The following is an 18,797-nucleotide window of genomic DNA, read 5'->3' on the forward strand; positions in this document are numbered from 1 at the left end:
ATGGCGATTCGCGTGCAGGCCATGCCGTTCGATCCGGGCGCTGAAGTCAATGCGATGCACGCGGCCAATGTGGGCGTCGGTGCGGTGGTGAGCTTTGTCGGTTACGTGCGCGACTTCAACGACGGGCTCGACGTCGCAGGGATGTTTCTCGAGCACTATCCGGGCATGACCGAAAAAGCCCTCGGCAAGATCGCTGTCGAAGCGCAGCAGCGCTGGCCGCTGCTGAAACTGGAAGTGCTGCACCGCATCGGCGCGCTGGAGCCGGGCGAGCCGATCGTCTTCGTCGGCGCCGCCAGCGCCCATCGCCAGGCCGCGTTCGATGCCTGCGCGTTCGTCATGGACTACCTGAAAACCCGCGCGCCGTTCTGGAAGAAAGAAAACACCAGCGATGGGCCCCGTTGGGTTGAGGGGCGGGACAGTGATCATGCGGCTGCGGATCGCTGGAAGAAGTAAGTTCTGTATTGCCCTCAAATTCGCTATCGCGAGCAGGCTCACTCCTACAGGGGAACGCATTCCAAATGTAGGAGTGAGCCTGCTCGCGATGACGCCTTCTGCATCACCCAAAATCTCGCTGACACACCGCTAAGGCCAATTGACGATTTGTACCTGAGAGTCCAGTATGGATTTACAAGTACAAAAAAAGTTTCTGTCTTGCAGCTAATAGCTTGCCGCTTGTAGCTGCTTTCTTGCCAAACCAACAACAACTTCGCGAGAGAACGAACATGAAGAAACTCCCCCTCATCACCGGTCTGGCCCTCAGCCTGTTGGCCTCCGCCAGCGTGTTCGCCGCCGAGAAAACCCTGCGCATCGGCATCGAAGCGGCCTATCCGCCGTTCGCGTCGAAAACCGACAAGGGTGAAATCGTCGGTTTCGACTACGACATCGGCAATGCCTTGTGTGCGCAGATGAAGGTCAAGTGTGTGTGGGTCGAAGGTGAGTTCGACGGGCTGATTCCTTCGCTGAAAGTGAAGAAGATCGACATGGCGCTGTCGTCGATGACCATCAACGAAGATCGCAAGAAGTCAGTGGATTTCAGCCATAAGTACTACTTCACATCCTCGCGCCTGGTGATGAAGGAAGGCGCCAGCGTCGATGATCAGTACGCCAGCCTCAAAGGCAAGAATGTTGGCGTGCAGCGCGCGACCACCACTGATCGTTATGCCACCGAGGTGTTCGAACCCAAGGGCATCAACGTCAAGCGCTACAGCAATAACGAAGAAATCTACATGGACCTGGCGGCGGGGCGCCTCGATGCGATTTTCGCCGACACCATTCCGCTCAATGACTTCCTGTCGATGCCCCGCGGCAAGGGTTATGCGTTTGTCGGTCCGGAGTTGAAGGATCCCAAGTATGTCGGCGAAGGCGCGGGGATTGCGGTGCGCAAGGGCAATGCCGAGCTGGTCAGCCAGTTGAACAGCGCCATCGACGGGATTCGCGCGAGTGGCGAGTACCAGAAGATTTCCCAGAAGTATTTCCAGACCGACATCTACGGCGACTGACAGAAAAGATCGCAGCCTTCGGCAGCTCCTACATGGGAATGCGTTTTCCTGTAGGAGCTGCCGAAGGCTGCGATCTTTTGCTTTTCAGCCCTTCAATTCCTTCAAATGCTTGTACACCGTAGCCCGGCCCATGTTCAGCACATTGGCCACGTAGTTCGAGGCGCTTTTGCCCTTGAACGCGCCCTCGGCGTGCAGCGCCAGCACCAGTTCGCGTTTGTGATCACGGGTCAGCAGATTCAGGCTCAACTGCCGCTCGCGCAGCCACGCGTGGAGGAAGGTGTTGATGCGTTCCTGCCAGTCATCACGGAACAGTGAGTCCGGCTGCGGAATCAGTTTGCTCGGCGACAGAAACAGGTCGAGCGCCGCTTTGGCGTTCTCGAACAGGGAAATATTCAGATTGATGCACAGCACTGCGAGCGGTCGATCTTCACTGTCGCGCAGCACAGTGCTCAGGCTGCGAATCTTCTGACCGTCCCAGTTGAGCTTTTCGTACGGGCCGATGTTTCTTTCGCTGACCTCCTCGCTGAGCATGTCTTCCAGCGAGGAGTCGTCGCCGATCTCACGCTTGGACAGGTTGTTGGCGATGTAGTCGACCTTCTGCGTGCGCAGGTCGTGCAGCACCACCTCGGCATGGGGAAAGAACAGCGTGGCGATGGCATCGGCGATGGCGCGGAAGTTATCCAGCGCCGGGTCGAATTCGGGGGCGGTCATGACAGTGGAGCTCCAGGCAGCGTCAGCGCCCCATGTGCCGGGGCGCTGCGAGTGTGCCGCAATCTCTTGGGCGAGTCGATGCGATCACGCCAGTCGGGCGGGGGAGAGCATGGCGCTGTCCAGACCGAATTGCTGCAGTTGCTCGGGGAACGGCTCGCCGCGCACCAGCGCCGCACTGGCCTGGCCCATCGCTGGCGATGTCTGAATGCCGTAACCGCCCTGTGCGGCGACCCAGAACAGCCCCGGCACTTTTGAATCGAAACCGCTGAGCAGATCACCGTCGGCAACGAAACTGCGCAGACCGGCCCAGGTGCGGGTCGGGCGGCGGATGGTCAGTGTGGTGGCTTCTTCGATCTGATAAATACCCATGGCGATGTCGAGTTCTTCCGGCTGCACGTCGTGCGGTTCAACCGGGTCGGCGTTGGCCGGCGAGCCGAGGAACATGCCGGCGTCGGGCTTCATGTAGAAGGATTCGTCGAGGCTGACCAGCATCGGCCAGTGATGGATGTCCACGCCTTCAGGACCGGCAAAGATAAACGCAGCGCGACGTTTCGGTTGCAGACCCAGCGGCTGCGCACCGGCCAGGGCGCCGATTCTGTCGGCCCAGGCACCGGCGGCGTTGATCAGCACCGGTGCGCTGAACGTCTCGCCGTTGGTTTGCACGATCCACAGGCCATCGGCATCGCGATCCAGGCCAAGCACTTCGCAATCGGTGTGGACTTCGCCGTGGTTGCGCCGGATGCCGCGCAGGTAGCCCTGATGCAGCGCGTCGGTGTCGATGTCGCACGCCGAAGGATCGTAGATCGCACCGTGGACTTTGTCCCGGCGCAGGATCGGCAGGCGTGCGCAGGCTTCGTCGGCGCTGAGCAGCTGCATCTGGGGCACGGTGGCTTTGGCGCTGAGGTATTGGTTGTTGAGTTCGGCGGGATCGCCGATGAAGTCGACGGTCATTTCGCCGCGTGGGGTCAGTAGCGGATGCTCGCAGAAGCCGCTGGGAGGATTGTCGAAGAACGCGCGGCTGGCCTGAGTGAGTGCGCGTACCTGGGCGGTGCCGTAGGCGGCGGTGTACAGCGCGGCGGAACGACCGGTGGAGTGATAGCCGGGATGGGTTTCACGTTCGAGCACGATCACTTTGCCGTGCGGCGCCAGCCAGAACCCGGTGGAAGCGCCGGCAATCCCGCCGCCGATGATGATGAAATCTGCGTGGTTCATGAAACTCTCCGGTGTGTACGCGATATCCAGAAATGACGTCGCCCCCTGTAGGAGTGAGCCTGCTCGCGATAGCGGTCGATCAGCCGACATCAATATCGAATGTCAGACCGCTATCGCGAGCAGGCTCACTCCTACAAGGGATTTGTGGTGAGGTGATAAACCGCATTGGCCAAGGCAATGTCTTCCAGGCCCAGACCGATCGAACGGAAAAACACATGCCGCTGGTAATCAGGGCGCGGGACTTTGTCGCTGAGCAAATCCGCCAGATCGCCCACAATCGATTCCTTGTGCCATCCATGCTGCTCAGCGGCAATCAACATCTCACCCGCCGACCCTGGCGTGGTCTGACGATAGTCGCAGAACACCTGCATGTCGTTGAGGCTGCCCGGCGGCACTTCATGTGCGCGGGGGGCGTTGGTGCTGATCGAAGTGATCAGCGCCGGTTTGCTCAATTCGGCAGGATCGATCACCGGCCCGGCAGACGAGGTGCAGAGCATGATCACGTCAGCTTCGGCGATAGCGGCCTCGCGGCTGTCGGCAATCTTCAGTGATGGCGCGATGGTCCTCAACACGGCCTGTATCTCAGGATCTTCCAGCAGCGACGGCGAGTACACGCTGATGCTTTGCCATTCGCGCAAGGTTTTGACGTAATGCAGATGCGCCTGAGCGACTTTCCCGCTGCCGATGATCGCCAGTCGTTGGGCATTCGCCGGTGCGAGGGCGTCAACCGCCACTGCCGTGGTCGCGGCGGTGCGCGCGGTGGTCAGTTCGCCGGCATCGCAGAGCAGCAGCGGCTGGCCGGTTTTCATCGACATCAGCAGGGTCCACGCCGTCACCAGCGCACCCTGCTCACGAACGATATACGGCGAAGTCTTCACGCCGTACACGCCGTCCTCGGCCAGCACGCCCAGATAATTGATGAAGTCGCCGGCGCCCTGTGGGAATTCCACTAACTGCTGAGCTGGCTGCACGGCGTTACCGGCCGCCAGATCACGGAACAGTTTGCGCAGGATCTGCGGCACGTCGATTAGCGTCAGCAGATCACGGGCTTGGGCTTGATCGATCACGTACGGGGTACCGGACATCTCGCTCTCCAGAACTAAACTTATTTTTCCATTATGGACTTTTAGTTCTGGCGGGCAACCGTCGGGCGTAAAAAAAGCGCAGTCCGTTTCCGGCTGCGCTTTTTCGTATCGCGAGGCTTATTGTGGGCGCTTGCGCTCAACCGCGCGGAGCAGATGCGTCGGCGGTGTTTCGCAGCTGATCTTGCGACCGAGCTTTTCTTCGATGGACGGCAACTGATAGGAGTCGTCCTCACCGGCGAAGCTGATCGACACACCGTCAGCGCCGGCGCGACCGGTACGGCCGATGCGGTGCACGTAATCGTCCGGCACTTCCGGCAGGGTGAAGTTGATCACGTGGCTGATACCGTCGATGTGAATGCCGCGACCGGCGACATCGGTGGCCACCAGCACGCGAATCTTGCCTTCGCGGAAACCTTCCAGGGTCTTGATCCGCTTGTGCTGCGGCACGTCACCGGACAATTGCGCGGCGTTGATGCCGTCACGCACCAGGCGCTCTTCGATGCGGCGCACTTCGTCCTTGCGGTTGGCAAACACGATGACCCGCTCCCAACCGTTGTCGTTGACCAGGTTGTAGAGCAGTTTGTATTTGTCGGCGGCGGCCACGGCGTAGATGTGCTGCTCGACGTTCTCATTGGCGACGTTGGTGATTTCGATTTCGACGATCGCCGGATCCGTGGTCCATTGCTTGGCCAGGTTCATCACGTCTTCGGTAAAGGTCGCGGAGAACAGCAAGGTCTGGCGCTCGGACTTCGGCGGGGTCTGACGAATGATCTGCCGAACCTGCGGGATGAAACCCATGTCGAGCATGCGGTCGGCTTCGTCGAGCACCATCACTTCGACCATGTCCAGATGCACGTCGCCGCGCTGGTTGAAGTCGAGCAAGCGGCCCGGGGTCGCGACGAGAATATCGCAATGGCGCGCTTCGAGGTGCTTGAGTTGTTTGTCGAAGTCCATGCCGCCGACGAACGTCATCACGTTGAGGCCGGTGTACTTGGTCAGGTCTGCGGCGTCCTTGGCGATCTGCACCACCAGTTCGCGGGTCGGCGCGATGATCAACGCGCGCGGTTCACCCATGTAGCGCTCTTTGGGCGGCGGCGTCTGCAGCAGTTGGGTGATGATCGAGATCAGGAACGCGGCGGTCTTGCCGGTGCCGGTCTGCGCACGGCCGATGGCATCTTTACCGGCGAGGGTGAAACCCAGCACCTGCGCCTGGATCGGCGTGCAGTAAGGAAAGCCCAGGTCCTGGATGGCGTGCATCAGTTCCGGGGCGAGCTTGAAATCGTGAAAGCGGGTTTTGCCTTCCTGCGGCTCGACGACGAAGTCTTCGAGTTTCCAGGGAATTACCGCTGCCTTGGGCTTCGGTTCGCGACGCGGTCTGGCCGGTTTCGGCGCTTCGCTGCGCGCAGGCTCGGCGGCAATTGGCGCGGCCGTAGCGGGTTTTTCTTCTGGCTTCGGTGTGGCTGCGGGAGCGGGGCGGTCGGCCTGTGGGGCATCGGTGCGATGACCGGGGGCGTGCGACGGCGCGCTGGAAACTGGCGCGAGCTGCTCAGCCTCGCTTTTACCGAACATTTTCTTGAGTGCTTTGAGCACGGTCATCTCATCAATTGGTTAAGGAATGTACGCCGGCCAGTGTAATGCAAGAAACGGGCGCGGCGTAGTAGGAGGGATCAAAGGGCAGGGATTGGTCGCCAATCAGCGCAGGCGTTCGCTCAACCAGACGCCGATGTCGCGAATCTCTTCAGGTAACACTTCGTGCTCCATTGGGTATTCCTGCCATGTCACGGTGACACCATGCTTCACCAAATGCTCATAGGCACTGCGCCCCATCGAGTTCTGCACCACCCCATCGAACTGACCGTGCAGACACAGCGCAGGAATGCGCTGCTGACTGGCGCAAAGCTCCATCTCGTTAGTGAAGGTCGGCGCATATGTCGACAACGCCAGCACCCCACCCAACGGCCCCTGCCATTTCAGGAATGCGGTGTGCAATACCACGGCACCGCCCTGGGAGAATCCGGCCAGAAAGATCCGCGAGGCTTCTATTCCGCTGGCGCGTTCGCTTTCGATCAGTTCGATGATGCGATCCGCCGACGCTTCCAACTGGTCACGGTCAATCGCCCGGGCCGGGCTCATGGCTTTGATGTCGTACCAGCTGGGCATGGCATATCCGCCATTTATCGTCACTGGAAGAGTGGGTGCCTGGGGCAGCACAAAACGTGTGCTCAGCAGGCTTTCCTGCAGCGCCTCGGCGACCGGCAGGAAGTCGTAACGGTCGGCGCCGAGGCCGTGCAGCCAGATCACGCAGGCATCCGCGGGCTTAACAGGCTGAAGAATCAAGGGCTCGGTCATGTCTGCTCCAAAAATGTGCGGGCGCTCTCATTGAGTGCGTGATTGAAGTGCGCGCCCGGTTGATCCGTTAACAAGATGTCGCAAGGTTACAAGTTTAGCTATTGACGTGTCGCGCAATGACTTCGGCAAGCGGTGTGGTACGGCCTTTGCTATGAAGCTTTGCGTACGAAGCATCCGTTGCGCGGCGGTAACACTATCAGTGTCAGTCGCGCGATGGGATAGCAACGAATCCGGTGATGGATGTTCGCCAATGGCCGCTACGGGCTTAGCGAACGTGAAAGGGCTACAGCCCGTTCGGCCGATTGGTGAGAAGTGAGTGATCCATGATGTGGATCTTCTCCTACTAGACTCATAGCGAAGGTCTTACGTCGGTTGACCCCAAAAAAAGCCAACACGGGTCAACAACGCCTCAAAAGGGTGCGACAGGACTCAAGCTCCGACACAACAAGAGCAAAACTGGAGGTTTGAATGAAGATGTTGAAATCCACTCTGGCGGTCGTGACTGCTGCAGCAGTACTCGGTGTCAGCGGGTTCGCTCAGGCGGGTGCAACCCTGGATGCGGTACAGAAAAAAGGTTTCGTGCAGTGTGGCGTGAGCGACGGTCTGCCGGGCTTCTCGGTACCGGATGCGACCGGCAAGATCCTCGGCATCGACGCCGACGTCTGCCGCGCTGTGGCCGCTGCCGTTTTCGGCGACGCCAACAAGGTCAAGTTCAGCCAGTTGAACGCCAAGGAGCGCTTCACCGCGCTGCAGTCCGGCGAGATCGACATCCTGTCGCGCAATACCACCATGACCAGCTCCCGTGACGCGGGCATGGGTCTGAAATTTCCGGGCTTCATTACCTACTACGACGGCATCGGCTTCCTGGTGAACAACAAGCTGGGCGTGAAAAGTGCCAAAGAGCTCGACGGCGCGACCATCTGCATCCAGGCCGGTACCACCACCGAGCTGAACGTTTCCGACTACTTCCGTGGCAACGGTCTGAAATACACCCCGATCACCTTCGACACCTCCGATGAAAGCGCCAAGTCGCTGGAATCCGGTCGTTGCGACGTGCTGACCTCCGACAAGTCCCAGCTGTTCGCCCAGCGCAGCAAGCTGGCCTCGCCGAAGGACTACGTGGTTCTGCCGGAAACCATTTCCAAGGAACCACTGGGCCCGGTCGTACGTAACGGTGACGACGAATGGCTGGCGATCGTGCGTTGGGTCGGCTACGCGCTGCTCAATGCCGAAGAAGCCGGCATCACTTCGAAGAACGTCGAAGCTGAAGCCAAGTCGACCAAGAACCCGGACGTGGCCCGTATGCTCGGCGCTGACGGCGAATACGGCAAAGACCTGAAACTGCCGAAAGACTGGGTTGTGCAGATCGTCAAGCAAGTCGGCAACTACGGTGAAATCTTCGAGAAAAACCTCGGCAAGAGCACTCCGCTGGAAATCGACCGTGGCCTGAACGCCCTGTGGAACAACGGCGGCATTCAGTACGCACCACCAGTGCGCTAATGGTTCTATCACCCGGCGGGCCAACCGCCGGGTGATGTTCTTGTTCCATTTCTTTCGGGGCACTTCATGCAAAATTCTATCGGCGCACCAAAGCAGAGGCTCAGCCTCAGCGATCCACGAGTGCGTGCGTGGCTATTCCAGATCATCACGGTTGTGGCGGTGGTCTCGCTTGGCTGGTACCTGTTCGACAATACGCAAACCAACCTTCAGCACCGGGGCATCACTTCCGGTTTCAGCTTTCTGGAGCGCAGTGCCGGGTTCGGCATCGCTCAACACCTGATCGACTACACCGAAGCGGACAGCTACGCGCGGGTGTTTGTCATCGGCCTGCTCAACACCCTGTTGGTGACCTTTATCGGCGTGATTCTGGCGACGATTCTCGGTTTCATCGTCGGCGTGGCGCGGCTGTCGCAGAACTGGATCATCGCCAAACTGGCGACGGTATATGTGGAAGTGTTCCGCAACATTCCGCCACTGCTGCAGATCCTGTTCTGGTACTTCGCGGTATTCCTGACCATGCCGGGGCCGCGCAACAGCCATAACTTCGGCGACACCTTCTTCGTCAGCAGCCGTGGCCTGAACATGCCGGCCGCACTCGCAGCTGACGGCTTCTGGGCGTTCGTGGGCAGCATCGTGCTGGCGATCATCGGCATCGTGCTGATGTGCCGCTGGGCCAACAAGCGCTTCGAAGAAACCGGTGTGCCGTTCCACAAGTTCTGGACCGGCCTGGCAATTGTGCTGGTGATCCCGACCTTGTGCGCGCTGATCTTCGGCGCTCCGCTGCACTGGGAAATGCCCGAGCTCAAGGGCTTCAACTTTGTCGGCGGCTGGGTGCTGATCCCGGAACTGCTGGCCTTGACCCTGGCGCTCACCGTGTACACCGCGGCATTCATCGCCGAAATCGTGCGTTCCGGGATCAAGTCGGTCAGCCATGGCCAGACCGAAGCGGCGCGTTCGCTTGGCCTGCGCAACGGCCCGACCCTGCGCAAGGTGATCATCCCGCAAGCTTTGCGCGTGATCATTCCGCCACTGACCAGCCAATACCTCAACCTGGCGAAAAACTCCTCGCTGGCCGCCGGTATCGGTTACCCGGAAATGGTTTCGCTGTTCGCTGGCACCGTGCTCAACCAGACCGGGCAGGCCATCGAAGTGATTGCCATCACCATGAGCGTGTACCTGGCGATCAGTATCAGCATTTCCCTGCTGATGAACTGGTACAACAAGCGCATTGCGCTGATCGAGCGGTAAGGAAAAGCGCATGAGTACTCATACTTTCAAACCCGACATGCCTCCACCCAACAGCAGCATCGGCGTGGTGGCGTGGATGCGCGCGAACATGTTCTCCAGCTGGCTCAACACCCTGCTGACGCTGTTTGCGTTCTACCTGATTTATCTCGTGGTACCTCCGATCCTCAGTTGGGCGATCGTCGATGCCAACTGGGTTGGCACCACCCGCGCCGACTGCACCAAGGAAGGCGCCTGCTGGGTGTTCATCCAGCAGCGGTTCGGCCAGTTCATGTACGGTTATTACCCGACCGAACTGCGCTGGCGCGTCGACCTGACCGTGTGGCTGGCGGTCATCGGCGCAGCACCCCTGTTCATCTCGCGGATGCCGCGTAAAGCGGTCTATGGCCTGAGCTTTCTGGTGCTGTACCCGATCATCGCCTTCACCTTGTTGCACGGCGGTTTCGGTCTGACCACCGTGCCGACCAGCCAGTGGGGCGGGCTGATGCTGACCCTGGTGATCGCCACCGTCGGCATTGCCGGCGCTTTGCCGCTGGGCATCGTGCTGGCGCTGGGGCGGCGTTCGAATATGCCAGCGATTCGTGTGGTCTGCGTGACCTTCATCGAATTCTGGCGCGGCGTGCCGTTGATCACGGTGCTGTTCATGTCCTCGGTGATGCTGCCGCTGTTCCTGCCCGAAGGCATGAACTTCGACAAACTGCTGCGGGCGCTGATCGGCGTGATCCTGTTCCAGTCGGCCTACGTCGCCGAAGTGGTGCGCGGCGGTCTGCAAGCGATTCCCAAAGGGCAGTACGAAGCGGCTGCGGCGATGGGCCTCGGTTACTGGCGTTCGATGGGCCTGGTGATTTTGCCGCAGGCCTTGAAGCTGGTGATTCCGGGCATCGTCAACACGTTCATTGCGCTTTTCAAGGACACCAGCCTGGTGATCATCATTGGCCTGTTCGACCTGCTCAACAGCGTCAAGCAAGCCGCCGCCGACCCGAAATGGCTGGGCATGGCCACCGAAGGCTACGTGTTCGCCGCCCTGGTGTTCTGGATTTTCTGTTTTGGTATGTCGCGCTATTCCATGCATCTGGAACGCAAGCTCGACACTGGCCACAAGCGTTAGGAGTTCTCTGTAAATGAGCGAAGCAATCAAAAAGCCTGTGGGTCCGGAAGGCATCATCCAGATGCAGGGCGTGAACAAGTGGTACGGCCAGTTTCACGTACTCAAAGACATCAACCTCAACGTCAGGCAGGGCGAACGCATCGTCCTCTGCGGCCCGTCGGGTTCCGGTAAATCCACGACGATTCGTTGCCTGAATCGTCTGGAAGAACACCAGCAGGGCCGCATCGTCGTCGACGGCGTGGAATTGACCAACGACCTCAAGCAGATCGAAGCGATCCGCCGCGAAGTCGGCATGGTGTTTCAGCACTTCAACCTGTTCCCGCACCTGACCATTTTGCAGAACTGCACCCTGGCGCCGATGTGGGTGCGCAAGATGCCCAAGCGCAAGGCCGAGGAAATTGCCATGCATTACCTGGAACGCGTACGCATTCCGGAGCAGGCGCACAAATACCCGGGGCAACTGTCCGGCGGTCAGCAGCAGCGTGTGGCGATCGCCCGCGCCTTGTGCATGAAGCCGAAAATCATGCTGTTCGACGAACCGACTTCAGCACTCGATCCGGAAATGGTGAAAGAGGTTCTCGACACCATGATCGGTCTGGCCGAAGACGGCATGACCATGCTCTGCGTGACCCACGAAATGGGCTTCGCCCGCACCGTGGCGAACCGCGTGATCTTCATGGACAAGGGCGAGATCGTCGAGCAGGCAGCGCCGAATGACTTCTTCGATAACCCGCAGAATGATCGGACGAAGTTGTTCTTGAGTCAGATTTTGCATTGATGGCGGATGTATAAAACCAACCCGGCGATGTGCCGGGTTTGTTTTTTCTGAACAGTTCAGGACACGGAGAGGGATTCGTGTTCTTTGTGGACGATGTGCTCGAAACCTCTCAAGTCGGCACCTTCGCCGAGAGTCTTTACATCGGTTAGCAAGTACGGATAACGATCCAATAAACGCATCAACAGTATGAGCGCTTTGGGCGGCAATACATCGCCGCGCTCATAGCGGGAAAATGCGTTATGCCCACCCCCAGACAGCAGTTGTACCGTCTCTTTTTGCGTCAGGTGCAATTTGCGACGGATACGCTTCATCTCGTCACCAATCATTTGCCTCGCAGCGATAACCAACTCATCACCTGCTTTGCAATACCGCTGCGCACTATCGGTGTCGGGGTCCCATTCGATCTCACCGCACTTCTGGCATTCCCATCCAGAAAGATTATCGACACGACGCTCCATGTCTTTGACTCTCAGGGTTTCGCCGCGCCCCTGAAAATGCCTCATTCCCTCACGCGCCCCGCAGCTGACACATTGCTGGGTTTTCATGGGTTTTTCTCCTTAAAGGAGATCACCGGTGGGCTGCCGCCGGGGCGGTATGTCACCTTGATGTAAATCTCCTGATCTCGCGAATTGATGTGATACACGTCTTGCCAGATTCGATGATCGTCATAGGTAGTCATCGATTTGTACAACATCCTGGTTTGTAGCTCGAAAACAATCTCCTGCATTTCGCTGACGTTGAAGCCGAGCTTCTCAGCTGACCTTACTGAAGTTTTGGTGAAAGCATTTTGACCCAGTCGCCTCACTTCAGACTTGATCACCGCCAAGTCGTAATGGGGTGTGTTCTTTTCCATAAGAAGCCAAAACCCTGTCCCTGAAATTACCCTTAAAGGGTAATTTTGACCAATCGAAAATGCCGCTCCATGTGTCTCCGATTGACCCTAGGTGGTTGCCGTCCTACATGGGTCTGACTAACATGTCGGAAAATTCATCCTATGATTGGATGAAAAGGCGAGGCTCATGTCCGAAATTTCCCCTTTGATCAAGCGGTCCCTGGTCGATCAGGCTCTGGACCAACTGCGTCAGCGCATCAACAGTGGTGTCTGGCAGGTCGGCGAGCGTCTGCCCACCGAGCCTGAGCTGTGCGCTGAGCTGGGCATCAGCCGCAACACGGTGCGCGAAGCGATGCGCGTTCTGGCGTTTTCCGGGCTGATCGAAATCCGTCAGGGCGACGGCAGTTATCTGCGCGCAGTGGTCGATCCGCTGGATACGCTGAAGGCGTTGTCCCGCTGTTCCCTGGAGCAGGCCCGGGAAACCCGGCACATCCTTGAAGTCGAGGCCATCGGCCTGGCGGCGTTGCGCCGTACCGATGAGGATCTGGCCGCACTGCGCGAAGCGCTCGGCACCAGCGGCAGCCATTACCACGGCGATCTCGACACCTACATCGCCTGCGATCTGGTGTTCCATCGACGTCTGGTCGACGCCGCGCATAACCCGACCCTCAGCGAGCTGTATCGCTATTTCTCCAGCATCGTCGGCGCGCAACTGCGCCAGACCCTGAATATCTCCCCGCGCCGCCAGGAAGTGTTCGACCTGCATATCGACCTGCTCGATGCGGTCGAGCAACGCGACCCGGAACGGGCCAAAGCCTTGTCGAGGCAGTTGATCAATGAACCTTGAAACCGAGAAAGCCATGTCCCGCACCGAGTTATGCACAGCGTCGAAACGCACCACCGAGCTGGAAGAGCTGCTGATTGATGCCGAAGCCGATGACGAGCAGGTGCAGCAAAGCCACCCGTTGGTAAAACGTCCGTGGCTGTTGCTGCTCGGACTGATTCTGGTGGCATTGAACCTGCGCCCGGCGCTGTCGAGCATGGCGCCGTTGCTCAGCGAGGTCTCCAGAAGTCTCGGGCTGTCCGCGGCGCAGGCGGGATTGCTGACTACGTTGCCGGTGCTGTGCCTGGGCCTGTTCGCGCCGCTGGCGCCGATTCTGGCGCGACGTTTCGGCGCTGAACGGGTGGTGTTGGGGATTCTGCTGACGCTGGCCGGCGGGATTATCCTGCGCAGCAACTTCGGTGAGATCGGCCTGTTCGCCGGCAGTGTGCTCGGCGGCGCCAGCATCGGCATCGTTGGCGTGCTGCTGCCGGGCATCGTCAAGCGCGACTTCGCCAGACACGCCGGCACCATGACCGGTGTCTACACCATGGCCCTGTGTCTGGGCGCGGCAATGGCGGCGGGTTCGACCGTGCCACTGAGTGAACACTTCGGTAACAGCTGGGCGATGGGCCTGGGTTTCTGGGTGATTCCAGCCTTGGTGGCGGCGGTGTTCTGGTTGCCTCAGGTCGGCTCGAAGCACGGCGCGCACAACGTCGCCTATCGCGTGCGCGGGTTGCTGCGTGATCCGCTGGCCTGGCAGGTGACCTTGTACATGGGCCTGCAGTCATCGCTGGCCTACATCGTGTTTGGCTGGTTGCCGTCGATCCTCATCGGACGCGGGCTGACACCGACCCAGGCAGGATTGGTGCTGTCCGGTTCGGTGATCATTCAACTGGCCAGTTCGCTGGCCGCGCCGTGGCTGGCGACCCGTGGCAAGGATCAGCGTCTGGCGATCGTCGTGGTCATGGCGCTGACGCTGGCGGGCCTGTTCGGCTGCCTGTACGCACCGATCGAAGGCCTGTGGGGCTGGGCGATTCTGCTCGGACTGGGGCAGGGCGGGACGTTCAGTCTGGCGTTGACGCTGATCGTGCTGCGTTCGCGCGATTCCCATGTCGCGGCGAACCTGTCGAGCATGTCCCAGGGTTTCGGTTACACGCTGGCGTCGATGGGGCCGTTCGCCGTGGGCGTGGTGCATGACTGGACCGGCGGCTGGAATGCGCTGGGCTGGATTTTCGGCATTATTGGCGTGGGTGCGATCATTGCCGGACTGGGCGCCGGACGGGCGCTGTATGTGCAGGTGCAAAGCGAAAAGATCTGACGCTATTGAAACTGTAGGAGCGAGCCTGCTCGCGAAATCGGTATTTCATTCAACACGAATGTTGAATGTTGAATTGCCTTCGCGAGCAGGCTCGCTCCCACAAGGGTTTTGCGTATTGCCGATAGTGTTTCTGGGCGCGGCGGATTATGGTGCTGGCAATCTGTACCTATTTCTTTGGAGATTGCCTTGAGCGAAGCCCATAGCGCCCTGATCACCCGCTTCTACCAGGCCTTTCAGCGCCTCGACGCCGAAGCCATGGCCGCCTGCTACACCGACGATGTCGTGTTCAGCGATCCGGCCTTTGGCGAGCTGCACGGGCGCGATGCCGGCGACATGTGGCGCATGCTCACCACCCGCGCCAAAGACTTCTCGCTGACCTTCGACAACGTCCGCGCCGACGAGCGTACCGGTGGCGCGCATTGGGTCGCGACCTACCTGTTCAGCCAGACCGGCAACATCGTTATCAACGATATCCACGCGCGTTTCGTCTTCCGCGACGGCAAGATCTGCGAGCACCACGATCGCTTCGATCTGTGGCGCTGGTCGCGTCAGGCACTGGGTTTCAAAGGCCTGCTGCTGGGCTGGACGCCGCTGGTGCGCAACGCCGTACGCGCGCAAGCGTTGAAGGGACTGAAGGCATTTCAGGCCGGGCGCTGATAAGATCGCCGCCTGTTTTCCTACACGTTCAGATCCCGAAGTGACCAGCCTTAGCGAAAAAACCGTCGATGTTGCCGAACCCGTGAGCAAATCCTGGTTCGTCTACCTCGTGCGTGCCGCCAATGGCTCGTTGTACTGCGGGATCAGCGATGATCCGGTGCGCCGTTTCGCCAAGCATCAAAGCGGCAAAGGCGCGCGGTTCTTCCTCTCCAGTCCGGCCATGGCGCTGGTTTATACCGAGCTGTGCCGCGACAAGAGCGATGCGTTGCGCCAGGAACGCTTGATCAAGAAACTCAGGAAGAGCGCCAAGGAGTGCCTGGTGGCGTCTTATCAATCTGACTGATTGGTTCCCATCAGGCAGATCTGTAGGCTGCTAAGCAAATGCGCGCTAAGCTGCTGGCTCACTATCTGAGCGGCGGAGCCGAGCATGTCCGAGTTGATTCTGCATCATTACCCGACCTCCCCCTTTGCCGAGAAGGCCCGCCTGCTGCTGGGGTTCAAAGGCTTGTCGTGGCGCTCGGTGCATATCTCGCCGGTGATGCCGAAACCGGATCTGACCGCTCTGACCGGTGGATACCGCAAGACCCCGGTGCTGCAGATTGGCGCAGACATATATTGCGACACTGCACTGATTGCTCGACGCCTGGAACAGGAAAAAGCCCTGCCGGCGTTTTTCCCCGAAGGCCAGGAAATGACCAGCGCCAGTTTTGCGGCGTGGGCCGATTCGGTGGTGTTTCAACACGCGGTGAGCCTGGTGTTCCAGCCGGAATCGGTGGCCGTGCGTTTCGGCAAATTGCCGCCGGAAGCGATCAAGGCGTTCCTCGCCGATCGAGCGGGTTTGTTCAGCGGCGGCAGCGCCACGCGTCTGTCCGCCGAGCAGGCCAAGCATCAGTGGCCGACGATCATGGCGCGTCTGGAGCAGCAGTTGCAGCGCGAGCAGGGGGACTTCCTGTTTGGCGAACCATCGATTGCTGACTTCGCCCTGGCGCATCCGCTGTGGTTCCTCAAGGCGACCCACGTGACGGCGCCGTTGGTGAATGACTATCCGGCGGTTGCGGCGTGGCTGGGTCGGGTGCTGGGGTTCGGCCATGGTGCGGCAAGCGAGATGAGCTCTGCAGAGGCGCTGGAGGTGGCGCGTAACGCGACGCCGGCGGCGTTGCCGGATGAGCAGTTCGTTGATCCGAACGGGTTCAAGCCCGGGCAGCAGGTGACGATTGCCGCTATCGATTACGGCGTCGATCCGGTGGCAGGCGAATTGCTGTTTGCCGGCAGTGAAGAGCTGATCATTCGCCGTGAAGACGAACGTGGCGGCGTGGTGCACGTGCACTTTCCGCGTTTTGGTTTCCGTATCGAAGCCAAATAACGGATCACACGCAACACTCTGTGGCGAGGAGCTTGCTCCCGCTGGGCTGCGAAGCGGCCCCTGCTTTTCAGCGCGATAGCAGGTTTGCAGGTTTTGCGACTGCTGCGCAGTCGAGCGGGAGCAAGCTCCCTCGCCACAGGTTATGTGTTATTTCAGGGCAGCGAGGATTTCGTCCGGGTCGAACCCGCGAATCAACGTGCCGTTCACATCGATCAGCGGAATCCCGCGTCCGCCCAATGCCTCATACGCCTTGCGCGCTTGGGCATCCTTCTCGATATCAAACTCCTTGAACGGTATGCCCTTGCTGTCGAGAAAGCGTTTGGTCTGCTTGCAGTAGCCGCACCAGTCGGTGGCGTAGAGCACGACATTGGCCTGGGCGCGCGTCTGCTCCGAGACCATTTGCGAGGGATTGAACACCCGCTCGATCTTGCCCCAGTTCTGGTAGACCACGACTACCAGCAGCACCAGGGCAACTTTCTTCAACACATTGCCGAGCATCAGTTACGCCGCTTCAACTGGTCGGTCAGCGAAGTCGGCAGGCCTTTGATGATCAGCGTGCCGTTCTCTTCGTCGTATTCGATCTTCGAGCCCAGCAGATGCGCTTCGAAGCTGATCGACAGGCCTTCGGCGCGGCCGGTGAAGCGGCGGAACTGGTTGAGGGTGCGCTTGTCTGCCGGAATCTCTGGTGACAGGCCGTAGTCCTTGTTGCGGATGTGATCGTAAAAGGCTTTCGGGCGCTCCTCGTCGATCAGCTCCGACAGTTCTTCAAGGCCCATCGGTTCGCCGAGCTTGGCCTGGCTGCTGGCGTAGTCGACCAGGGTCTTGGTTTTCTCCCGGGCCGAGTCTTCCGGCAGGTCCTCGCTTTCGACGAAGTCACTGAAGGCCTTGAGCAAAGTACGCGTTTCGCCGGGGCCGTCGACGCCTTCCTGACAGCCGATGAAGTCGCGGAAGTATTCCGAGACTTTCTTGCCATTCTTGCCCTTGATGAACGAGATGTACTGCTTGGACTGCTTGTTGTTCTGCCACTCGGAGACGTTGATCCGCGCGGCGAGATGCAGTTGGCCAAGGTCAAGATGGCGCGACGGCGTAACGTCCAGCTCATCGGTCACCGCGACGCCTTCGCTGTGGTGCAGCAGGGCGATCGCCAGGTAGTCGGTCATGCCTTGCTGATAGTGGGCAAAGAGCACATGGCCGCCCACCGACAGGTTGGATTCTTCCATCAGCTTCTGCAGGTGCTCGACCGCCACTTTGCTGAATGCGGTGAAGTCACGGCCGCCTTCCATGTACTCCTTCAGCCAGCCGCTGAAGGGGAACGCGCCGGACTCCGGATGGAACAGGCCCCAGGCTTTGCCCTGTTTGGCGTTGTAGCTCTCATTGAGGTCGGCGAGCATGTTTTCGATGGCTGCGGACTCCGCCAGTTCAGAGTCACGGGCGTGCAGAACTGCGGGCGTGCCGTCGGGTTTTTTGTCGATCAGGTGGACGATGCAATGACGGATCGGCATGGGCTTCTCGGCTGTTGGAAGGGAGGAGGGCAGGCTCCCCCGAAAAAGCGCTCAGTGTACCGCAACCACTGGTTTTGGCGCGGGTTGCACGGCAAAACCGGGGCGCGCGCCCGGCCTTATGCGGTTTTTTACCGATTTAGCGCAATAAAGCTGACCAAATGGGTAGCTAGAGGCGGATATTTCCTTGTCGCTGTGCTAGTTTTGCGCGGTCTTACGCGAAGTCACTGCGTTAAGCGTGCATTCAGCATTTGTCAGGTCGAACCAAACCCTGATTTCGGCATCTATAACCCGACTCGTCGTGGTTATCGCCGAGGGTGCCAGATCCAGAAGATCGGGCTCGATGGCTGACACTGCACTCTGCAATCCATATGAATTTGATAGGGAAGGAACACTACATGGCTCTTACTAAAGACCAACTGATCGCCGACATCGCTGAAGCTATCGACGCGCCGAAAACCACCGCGCGTAACGCTCTGGACCAACTGGGCCAAATCGTTGCCGATCAGCTGGAAAACGGCGGCGAAATCACCTTGCCAGGTATCGGCAAGCTGAAAGTGACCGAGCGTCCTGCCCGCACTGGCCGTAACCCTTCGACTGGCGCTGCCATCGAAATCCCTGCCAAGAAAGTGATCAAGCTGGTTGTGGCCAAAGGCCTGACCGACGCTGTGAACAAGTAAGACGCAGCGATAAAAAAACCGTGCTTCGGAGAGATCCGGGGCACGGTTTTTTTGTGTCTGCAATTCGGTGGGTATGTCACTGAAGCATTGTGGGAGCGAGCCTGCTCGCGAATGCGGTGGTTCAGTCACCTTGGATGT

Annotated in this window: 21 protein-coding genes; 12 read left to right on the forward strand and 9 right to left on the reverse strand. The window is 59.5% G+C overall.

Annotated elements, in window-relative coordinates; genetic code table 11:
- The gene (gene moaE / locus QRN33_RS13895; RefSeq protein WP_123418165.1) at nucleotides 1–453 is read left to right on the forward strand and encodes a molybdopterin synthase catalytic subunit MoaE; all 453 of its coding nucleotides are present in this window, start codon (nucleotides 1–3) and stop codon (nucleotides 451–453) included.
- A gap of 269 nt (nucleotides 454–722) precedes the next feature.
- Nucleotides 723–1,499 carry an L-arginine-binding protein AotJ gene (aotJ, locus tag QRN33_RS13900; protein WP_042607712.1) on the forward strand — a complete coding sequence of 259 codons (777 nt, stop codon included), beginning with the start codon at nucleotides 723–725 and terminating at the stop codon, nucleotides 1,497–1,499.
- A gap of 84 nt (nucleotides 1,500–1,583) precedes the next feature.
- Here aotJ and QRN33_RS13905 read toward each other — a convergent pair whose 3' ends face one another.
- The 5 genes from QRN33_RS13905 to QRN33_RS13925 all read right to left on the reverse strand — a co-directional run bounded on the left by QRN33_RS13905 (nucleotide 1,584) and on the right by QRN33_RS13925 (nucleotide 6,856).
- Nucleotides 1,584–2,210, reverse strand: coding sequence for a helix-turn-helix transcriptional regulator (locus QRN33_RS13905; RefSeq protein WP_042607713.1), 627 nt, complete (start codon nucleotides 2,208–2,210; stop codon nucleotides 1,584–1,586).
- 84 nt (nucleotides 2,211–2,294) lie between these two features.
- Nucleotides 2,295–3,422: an NAD(P)/FAD-dependent oxidoreductase gene (locus QRN33_RS13910; protein ID WP_285409061.1), complete on the reverse strand. Its 1,128-nt coding sequence runs from the start codon at nucleotides 3,420–3,422 to the stop codon at nucleotides 2,295–2,297.
- Between the two features lie 131 nt (nucleotides 3,423–3,553).
- Complete coding sequence (locus tag QRN33_RS13915) at nucleotides 3,554–4,507, reverse strand: ornithine cyclodeaminase family protein (protein ID WP_285409062.1); 954 nt, start codon at nucleotides 4,505–4,507, stop codon at nucleotides 3,554–3,556.
- A gap of 117 nt (nucleotides 4,508–4,624) precedes the next feature.
- Nucleotides 4,625–6,103 (reverse strand): ATP-dependent RNA helicase RhlB, encoded by a 1,479-nt coding sequence (rhlB, locus tag QRN33_RS13920; protein WP_123418162.1) that lies wholly within the window; start codon nucleotides 6,101–6,103, stop codon nucleotides 4,625–4,627.
- Nucleotides 6,104–6,199: 96 nt separating this feature from the next.
- Entirely contained in the window at nucleotides 6,200–6,856 is a 657-nt protein-coding gene (locus QRN33_RS13925) for an alpha/beta hydrolase (RefSeq protein ID WP_285409063.1), read from the reverse strand.
- 468 nt (nucleotides 6,857–7,324) lie between these two features.
- On the opposite strand from QRN33_RS13925, the gene QRN33_RS13930 reads away from it, so the two are divergent.
- The 4 genes from QRN33_RS13930 (at nucleotide 7,325) to QRN33_RS13945 (ending at nucleotide 11,487) form a co-directional block, all read left to right on the forward strand.
- On the forward strand, nucleotides 7,325–8,356 hold the full coding sequence (locus QRN33_RS13930; RefSeq protein WP_016771583.1) for an amino acid ABC transporter substrate-binding protein: 1,032 nt from the start codon (nucleotides 7,325–7,327) through the stop codon (nucleotides 8,354–8,356).
- A gap of 66 nt (nucleotides 8,357–8,422) precedes the next feature.
- Nucleotides 8,423–9,604 carry an amino acid ABC transporter permease gene (locus tag QRN33_RS13935; RefSeq protein ID WP_285409064.1) on the forward strand — a complete coding sequence of 394 codons (1,182 nt, stop codon included), beginning with the start codon at nucleotides 8,423–8,425 and terminating at the stop codon, nucleotides 9,602–9,604.
- Nucleotides 9,605–9,614: 10 nt separating this feature from the next.
- Nucleotides 9,615–10,709 (forward strand): amino acid ABC transporter permease, encoded by a 1,095-nt coding sequence (locus QRN33_RS13940; RefSeq protein WP_042607719.1) that lies wholly within the window; start codon nucleotides 9,615–9,617, stop codon nucleotides 10,707–10,709.
- Between the two features lie 13 nt (nucleotides 10,710–10,722).
- Complete coding sequence (locus QRN33_RS13945; RefSeq protein WP_007957337.1) at nucleotides 10,723–11,487, forward strand: amino acid ABC transporter ATP-binding protein; 765 nt, start codon at nucleotides 10,723–10,725, stop codon at nucleotides 11,485–11,487.
- A 56-nt stretch (nucleotides 11,488–11,543) separates the two neighbouring features.
- On the opposite strand, the gene QRN33_RS13950 is transcribed toward QRN33_RS13945, so the two are convergent.
- A complete protein-coding gene (locus tag QRN33_RS13950) occupies nucleotides 11,544–12,032 on the reverse strand; it encodes a type II toxin-antitoxin system MqsA family antitoxin (RefSeq protein WP_042607720.1) in 489 nt (162 codons plus the stop codon).
- Nucleotides 12,029–12,340, reverse strand: coding sequence for a type II toxin-antitoxin system MqsR family toxin (locus QRN33_RS13955; RefSeq protein ID WP_042607721.1), 312 nt, complete (start codon nucleotides 12,338–12,340; stop codon nucleotides 12,029–12,031). The genes QRN33_RS13950 and QRN33_RS13955 overlap by 4 nt, the downstream gene beginning before the upstream one ends.
- 166 nt (nucleotides 12,341–12,506) lie before the next feature.
- Here QRN33_RS13955 and QRN33_RS13960 point away from each other — a divergent pair, with 166 nt between their 5' ends.
- The 5 genes from QRN33_RS13960 (at nucleotide 12,507) to QRN33_RS13980 (ending at nucleotide 16,480) form a co-directional block, all read left to right on the forward strand.
- Nucleotides 12,507–13,166, forward strand: a complete 660-nt coding sequence (locus QRN33_RS13960) for a FadR/GntR family transcriptional regulator (RefSeq protein ID WP_042607722.1) — start codon at nucleotides 12,507–12,509, stop codon at nucleotides 13,164–13,166.
- Entirely contained in the window at nucleotides 13,156–14,460 is a 1,305-nt protein-coding gene (locus tag QRN33_RS13965; RefSeq protein WP_285409067.1) for a CynX/NimT family MFS transporter, read from the forward strand. Before QRN33_RS13960 ends, QRN33_RS13965 begins: the two co-directional genes overlap by 11 nt.
- Before the next feature lie 186 nt (nucleotides 14,461–14,646).
- A complete protein-coding gene (locus tag QRN33_RS13970; protein WP_042607724.1) occupies nucleotides 14,647–15,117 on the forward strand; it encodes a nuclear transport factor 2 family protein in 471 nt (156 codons plus the stop codon).
- A 40-nt stretch (nucleotides 15,118–15,157) separates the two neighbouring features.
- Complete coding sequence (locus tag QRN33_RS13975) at nucleotides 15,158–15,460, forward strand: GIY-YIG nuclease family protein (RefSeq protein ID WP_064364404.1); 303 nt, start codon at nucleotides 15,158–15,160, stop codon at nucleotides 15,458–15,460.
- An 84-nt stretch (nucleotides 15,461–15,544) separates the two neighbouring features.
- Nucleotides 15,545–16,480, forward strand: coding sequence for a glutathione S-transferase family protein (locus QRN33_RS13980; protein WP_285409068.1), 936 nt, complete (start codon nucleotides 15,545–15,547; stop codon nucleotides 16,478–16,480).
- A gap of 147 nt (nucleotides 16,481–16,627) precedes the next feature.
- Here QRN33_RS13980 and QRN33_RS13985 read toward each other — a convergent pair whose 3' ends face one another.
- The gene (locus QRN33_RS13985; protein ID WP_123418157.1) at nucleotides 16,628–16,978 is read right to left on the reverse strand and encodes a glutaredoxin family protein; all 351 of its coding nucleotides are present in this window, start codon (nucleotides 16,976–16,978) and stop codon (nucleotides 16,628–16,630) included.
- Nucleotides 16,978–17,982 carry a nucleoid-associated protein YejK gene (gene yejK, locus QRN33_RS13990; protein WP_039759184.1) on the reverse strand — a complete coding sequence of 335 codons (1,005 nt, stop codon included), beginning with the start codon at nucleotides 17,980–17,982 and terminating at the stop codon, nucleotides 16,978–16,980. The genes QRN33_RS13985 and yejK overlap by 1 nt, the downstream gene beginning before the upstream one ends.
- 395 nt (nucleotides 17,983–18,377) lie before the next feature.
- On the opposite strand from yejK, the gene QRN33_RS13995 reads away from it, so the two are divergent.
- Nucleotides 18,378–18,659, forward strand: a complete 282-nt coding sequence (locus QRN33_RS13995) for an HU family DNA-binding protein (RefSeq protein WP_003221909.1) — start codon at nucleotides 18,378–18,380, stop codon at nucleotides 18,657–18,659.
- Nucleotides 18,660–18,797 lie beyond the last annotated feature (138 nt).

Origin of the sequence: Pseudomonas sp. FR229a (assembly GCF_030209115.1) — a bacterium.
Classification (GTDB): Bacteria; Pseudomonadota; Gammaproteobacteria; order Pseudomonadales; family Pseudomonadaceae; genus Aquipseudomonas; species Aquipseudomonas moraviensis_A.

Excerpts from the sequence above, each read along its gene's own strand:
- moaE (WP_123418165.1), top strand. The coding sequence starts at position 1 with ATGGCGATTCGCGTGCAGGCCATGCCGTTCGATCCGGGCGCTGAAGTC.
- aotJ (WP_042607712.1), top strand. The coding sequence starts at position 723 with ATGAAGAAACTCCCCCTCATCACCGGTCTGGCCCTCAGCCTGTTGGCC.
- QRN33_RS13905 (WP_042607713.1), bottom strand. The coding sequence starts at position 2,210 with ATGACCGCCCCCGAATTCGACCCGGCGCTGGATAACTTCCGCGCCATC.
- QRN33_RS13910 (WP_285409061.1), bottom strand. The coding sequence starts at position 3,422 with ATGAACCACGCAGATTTCATCATCATCGGCGGCGGGATTGCCGGCGCT.
- QRN33_RS13915 (WP_285409062.1), bottom strand. The coding sequence starts at position 4,507 with ATGTCCGGTACCCCGTACGTGATCGATCAAGCCCAAGCCCGTGATCTG.
- rhlB (WP_123418162.1), bottom strand. The coding sequence starts at position 6,103 with ATGACCGTGCTCAAAGCACTCAAGAAAATGTTCGGTAAAAGCGAGGCT.
- QRN33_RS13925 (WP_285409063.1), bottom strand. The coding sequence starts at position 6,856 with ATGACCGAGCCCTTGATTCTTCAGCCTGTTAAGCCCGCGGATGCCTGC.
- QRN33_RS13930 (WP_016771583.1), top strand. The coding sequence starts at position 7,325 with ATGAAGATGTTGAAATCCACTCTGGCGGTCGTGACTGCTGCAGCAGTA.
- QRN33_RS13935 (WP_285409064.1), top strand. The coding sequence starts at position 8,423 with ATGCAAAATTCTATCGGCGCACCAAAGCAGAGGCTCAGCCTCAGCGAT.
- QRN33_RS13940 (WP_042607719.1), top strand. The coding sequence starts at position 9,615 with ATGAGTACTCATACTTTCAAACCCGACATGCCTCCACCCAACAGCAGC.
- QRN33_RS13945 (WP_007957337.1), top strand. The coding sequence starts at position 10,723 with ATGAGCGAAGCAATCAAAAAGCCTGTGGGTCCGGAAGGCATCATCCAG.
- QRN33_RS13950 (WP_042607720.1), bottom strand. The coding sequence starts at position 12,032 with ATGAAAACCCAGCAATGTGTCAGCTGCGGGGCGCGTGAGGGAATGAGG.
- QRN33_RS13955 (WP_042607721.1), bottom strand. The coding sequence starts at position 12,340 with ATGGAAAAGAACACACCCCATTACGACTTGGCGGTGATCAAGTCTGAA.
- QRN33_RS13960 (WP_042607722.1), top strand. The coding sequence starts at position 12,507 with ATGTCCGAAATTTCCCCTTTGATCAAGCGGTCCCTGGTCGATCAGGCT.
- QRN33_RS13965 (WP_285409067.1), top strand. The coding sequence starts at position 13,156 with ATGAACCTTGAAACCGAGAAAGCCATGTCCCGCACCGAGTTATGCACA.
- QRN33_RS13980 (WP_285409068.1), top strand. The coding sequence starts at position 15,545 with ATGTCCGAGTTGATTCTGCATCATTACCCGACCTCCCCCTTTGCCGAG.
- QRN33_RS13985 (WP_123418157.1), bottom strand. The coding sequence starts at position 16,978 with ATGCTCGGCAATGTGTTGAAGAAAGTTGCCCTGGTGCTGCTGGTAGTC.
- yejK (WP_039759184.1), bottom strand. The coding sequence starts at position 17,982 with ATGCCGATCCGTCATTGCATCGTCCACCTGATCGACAAAAAACCCGAC.
- QRN33_RS13995 (WP_003221909.1), top strand. The coding sequence starts at position 18,378 with ATGGCTCTTACTAAAGACCAACTGATCGCCGACATCGCTGAAGCTATC.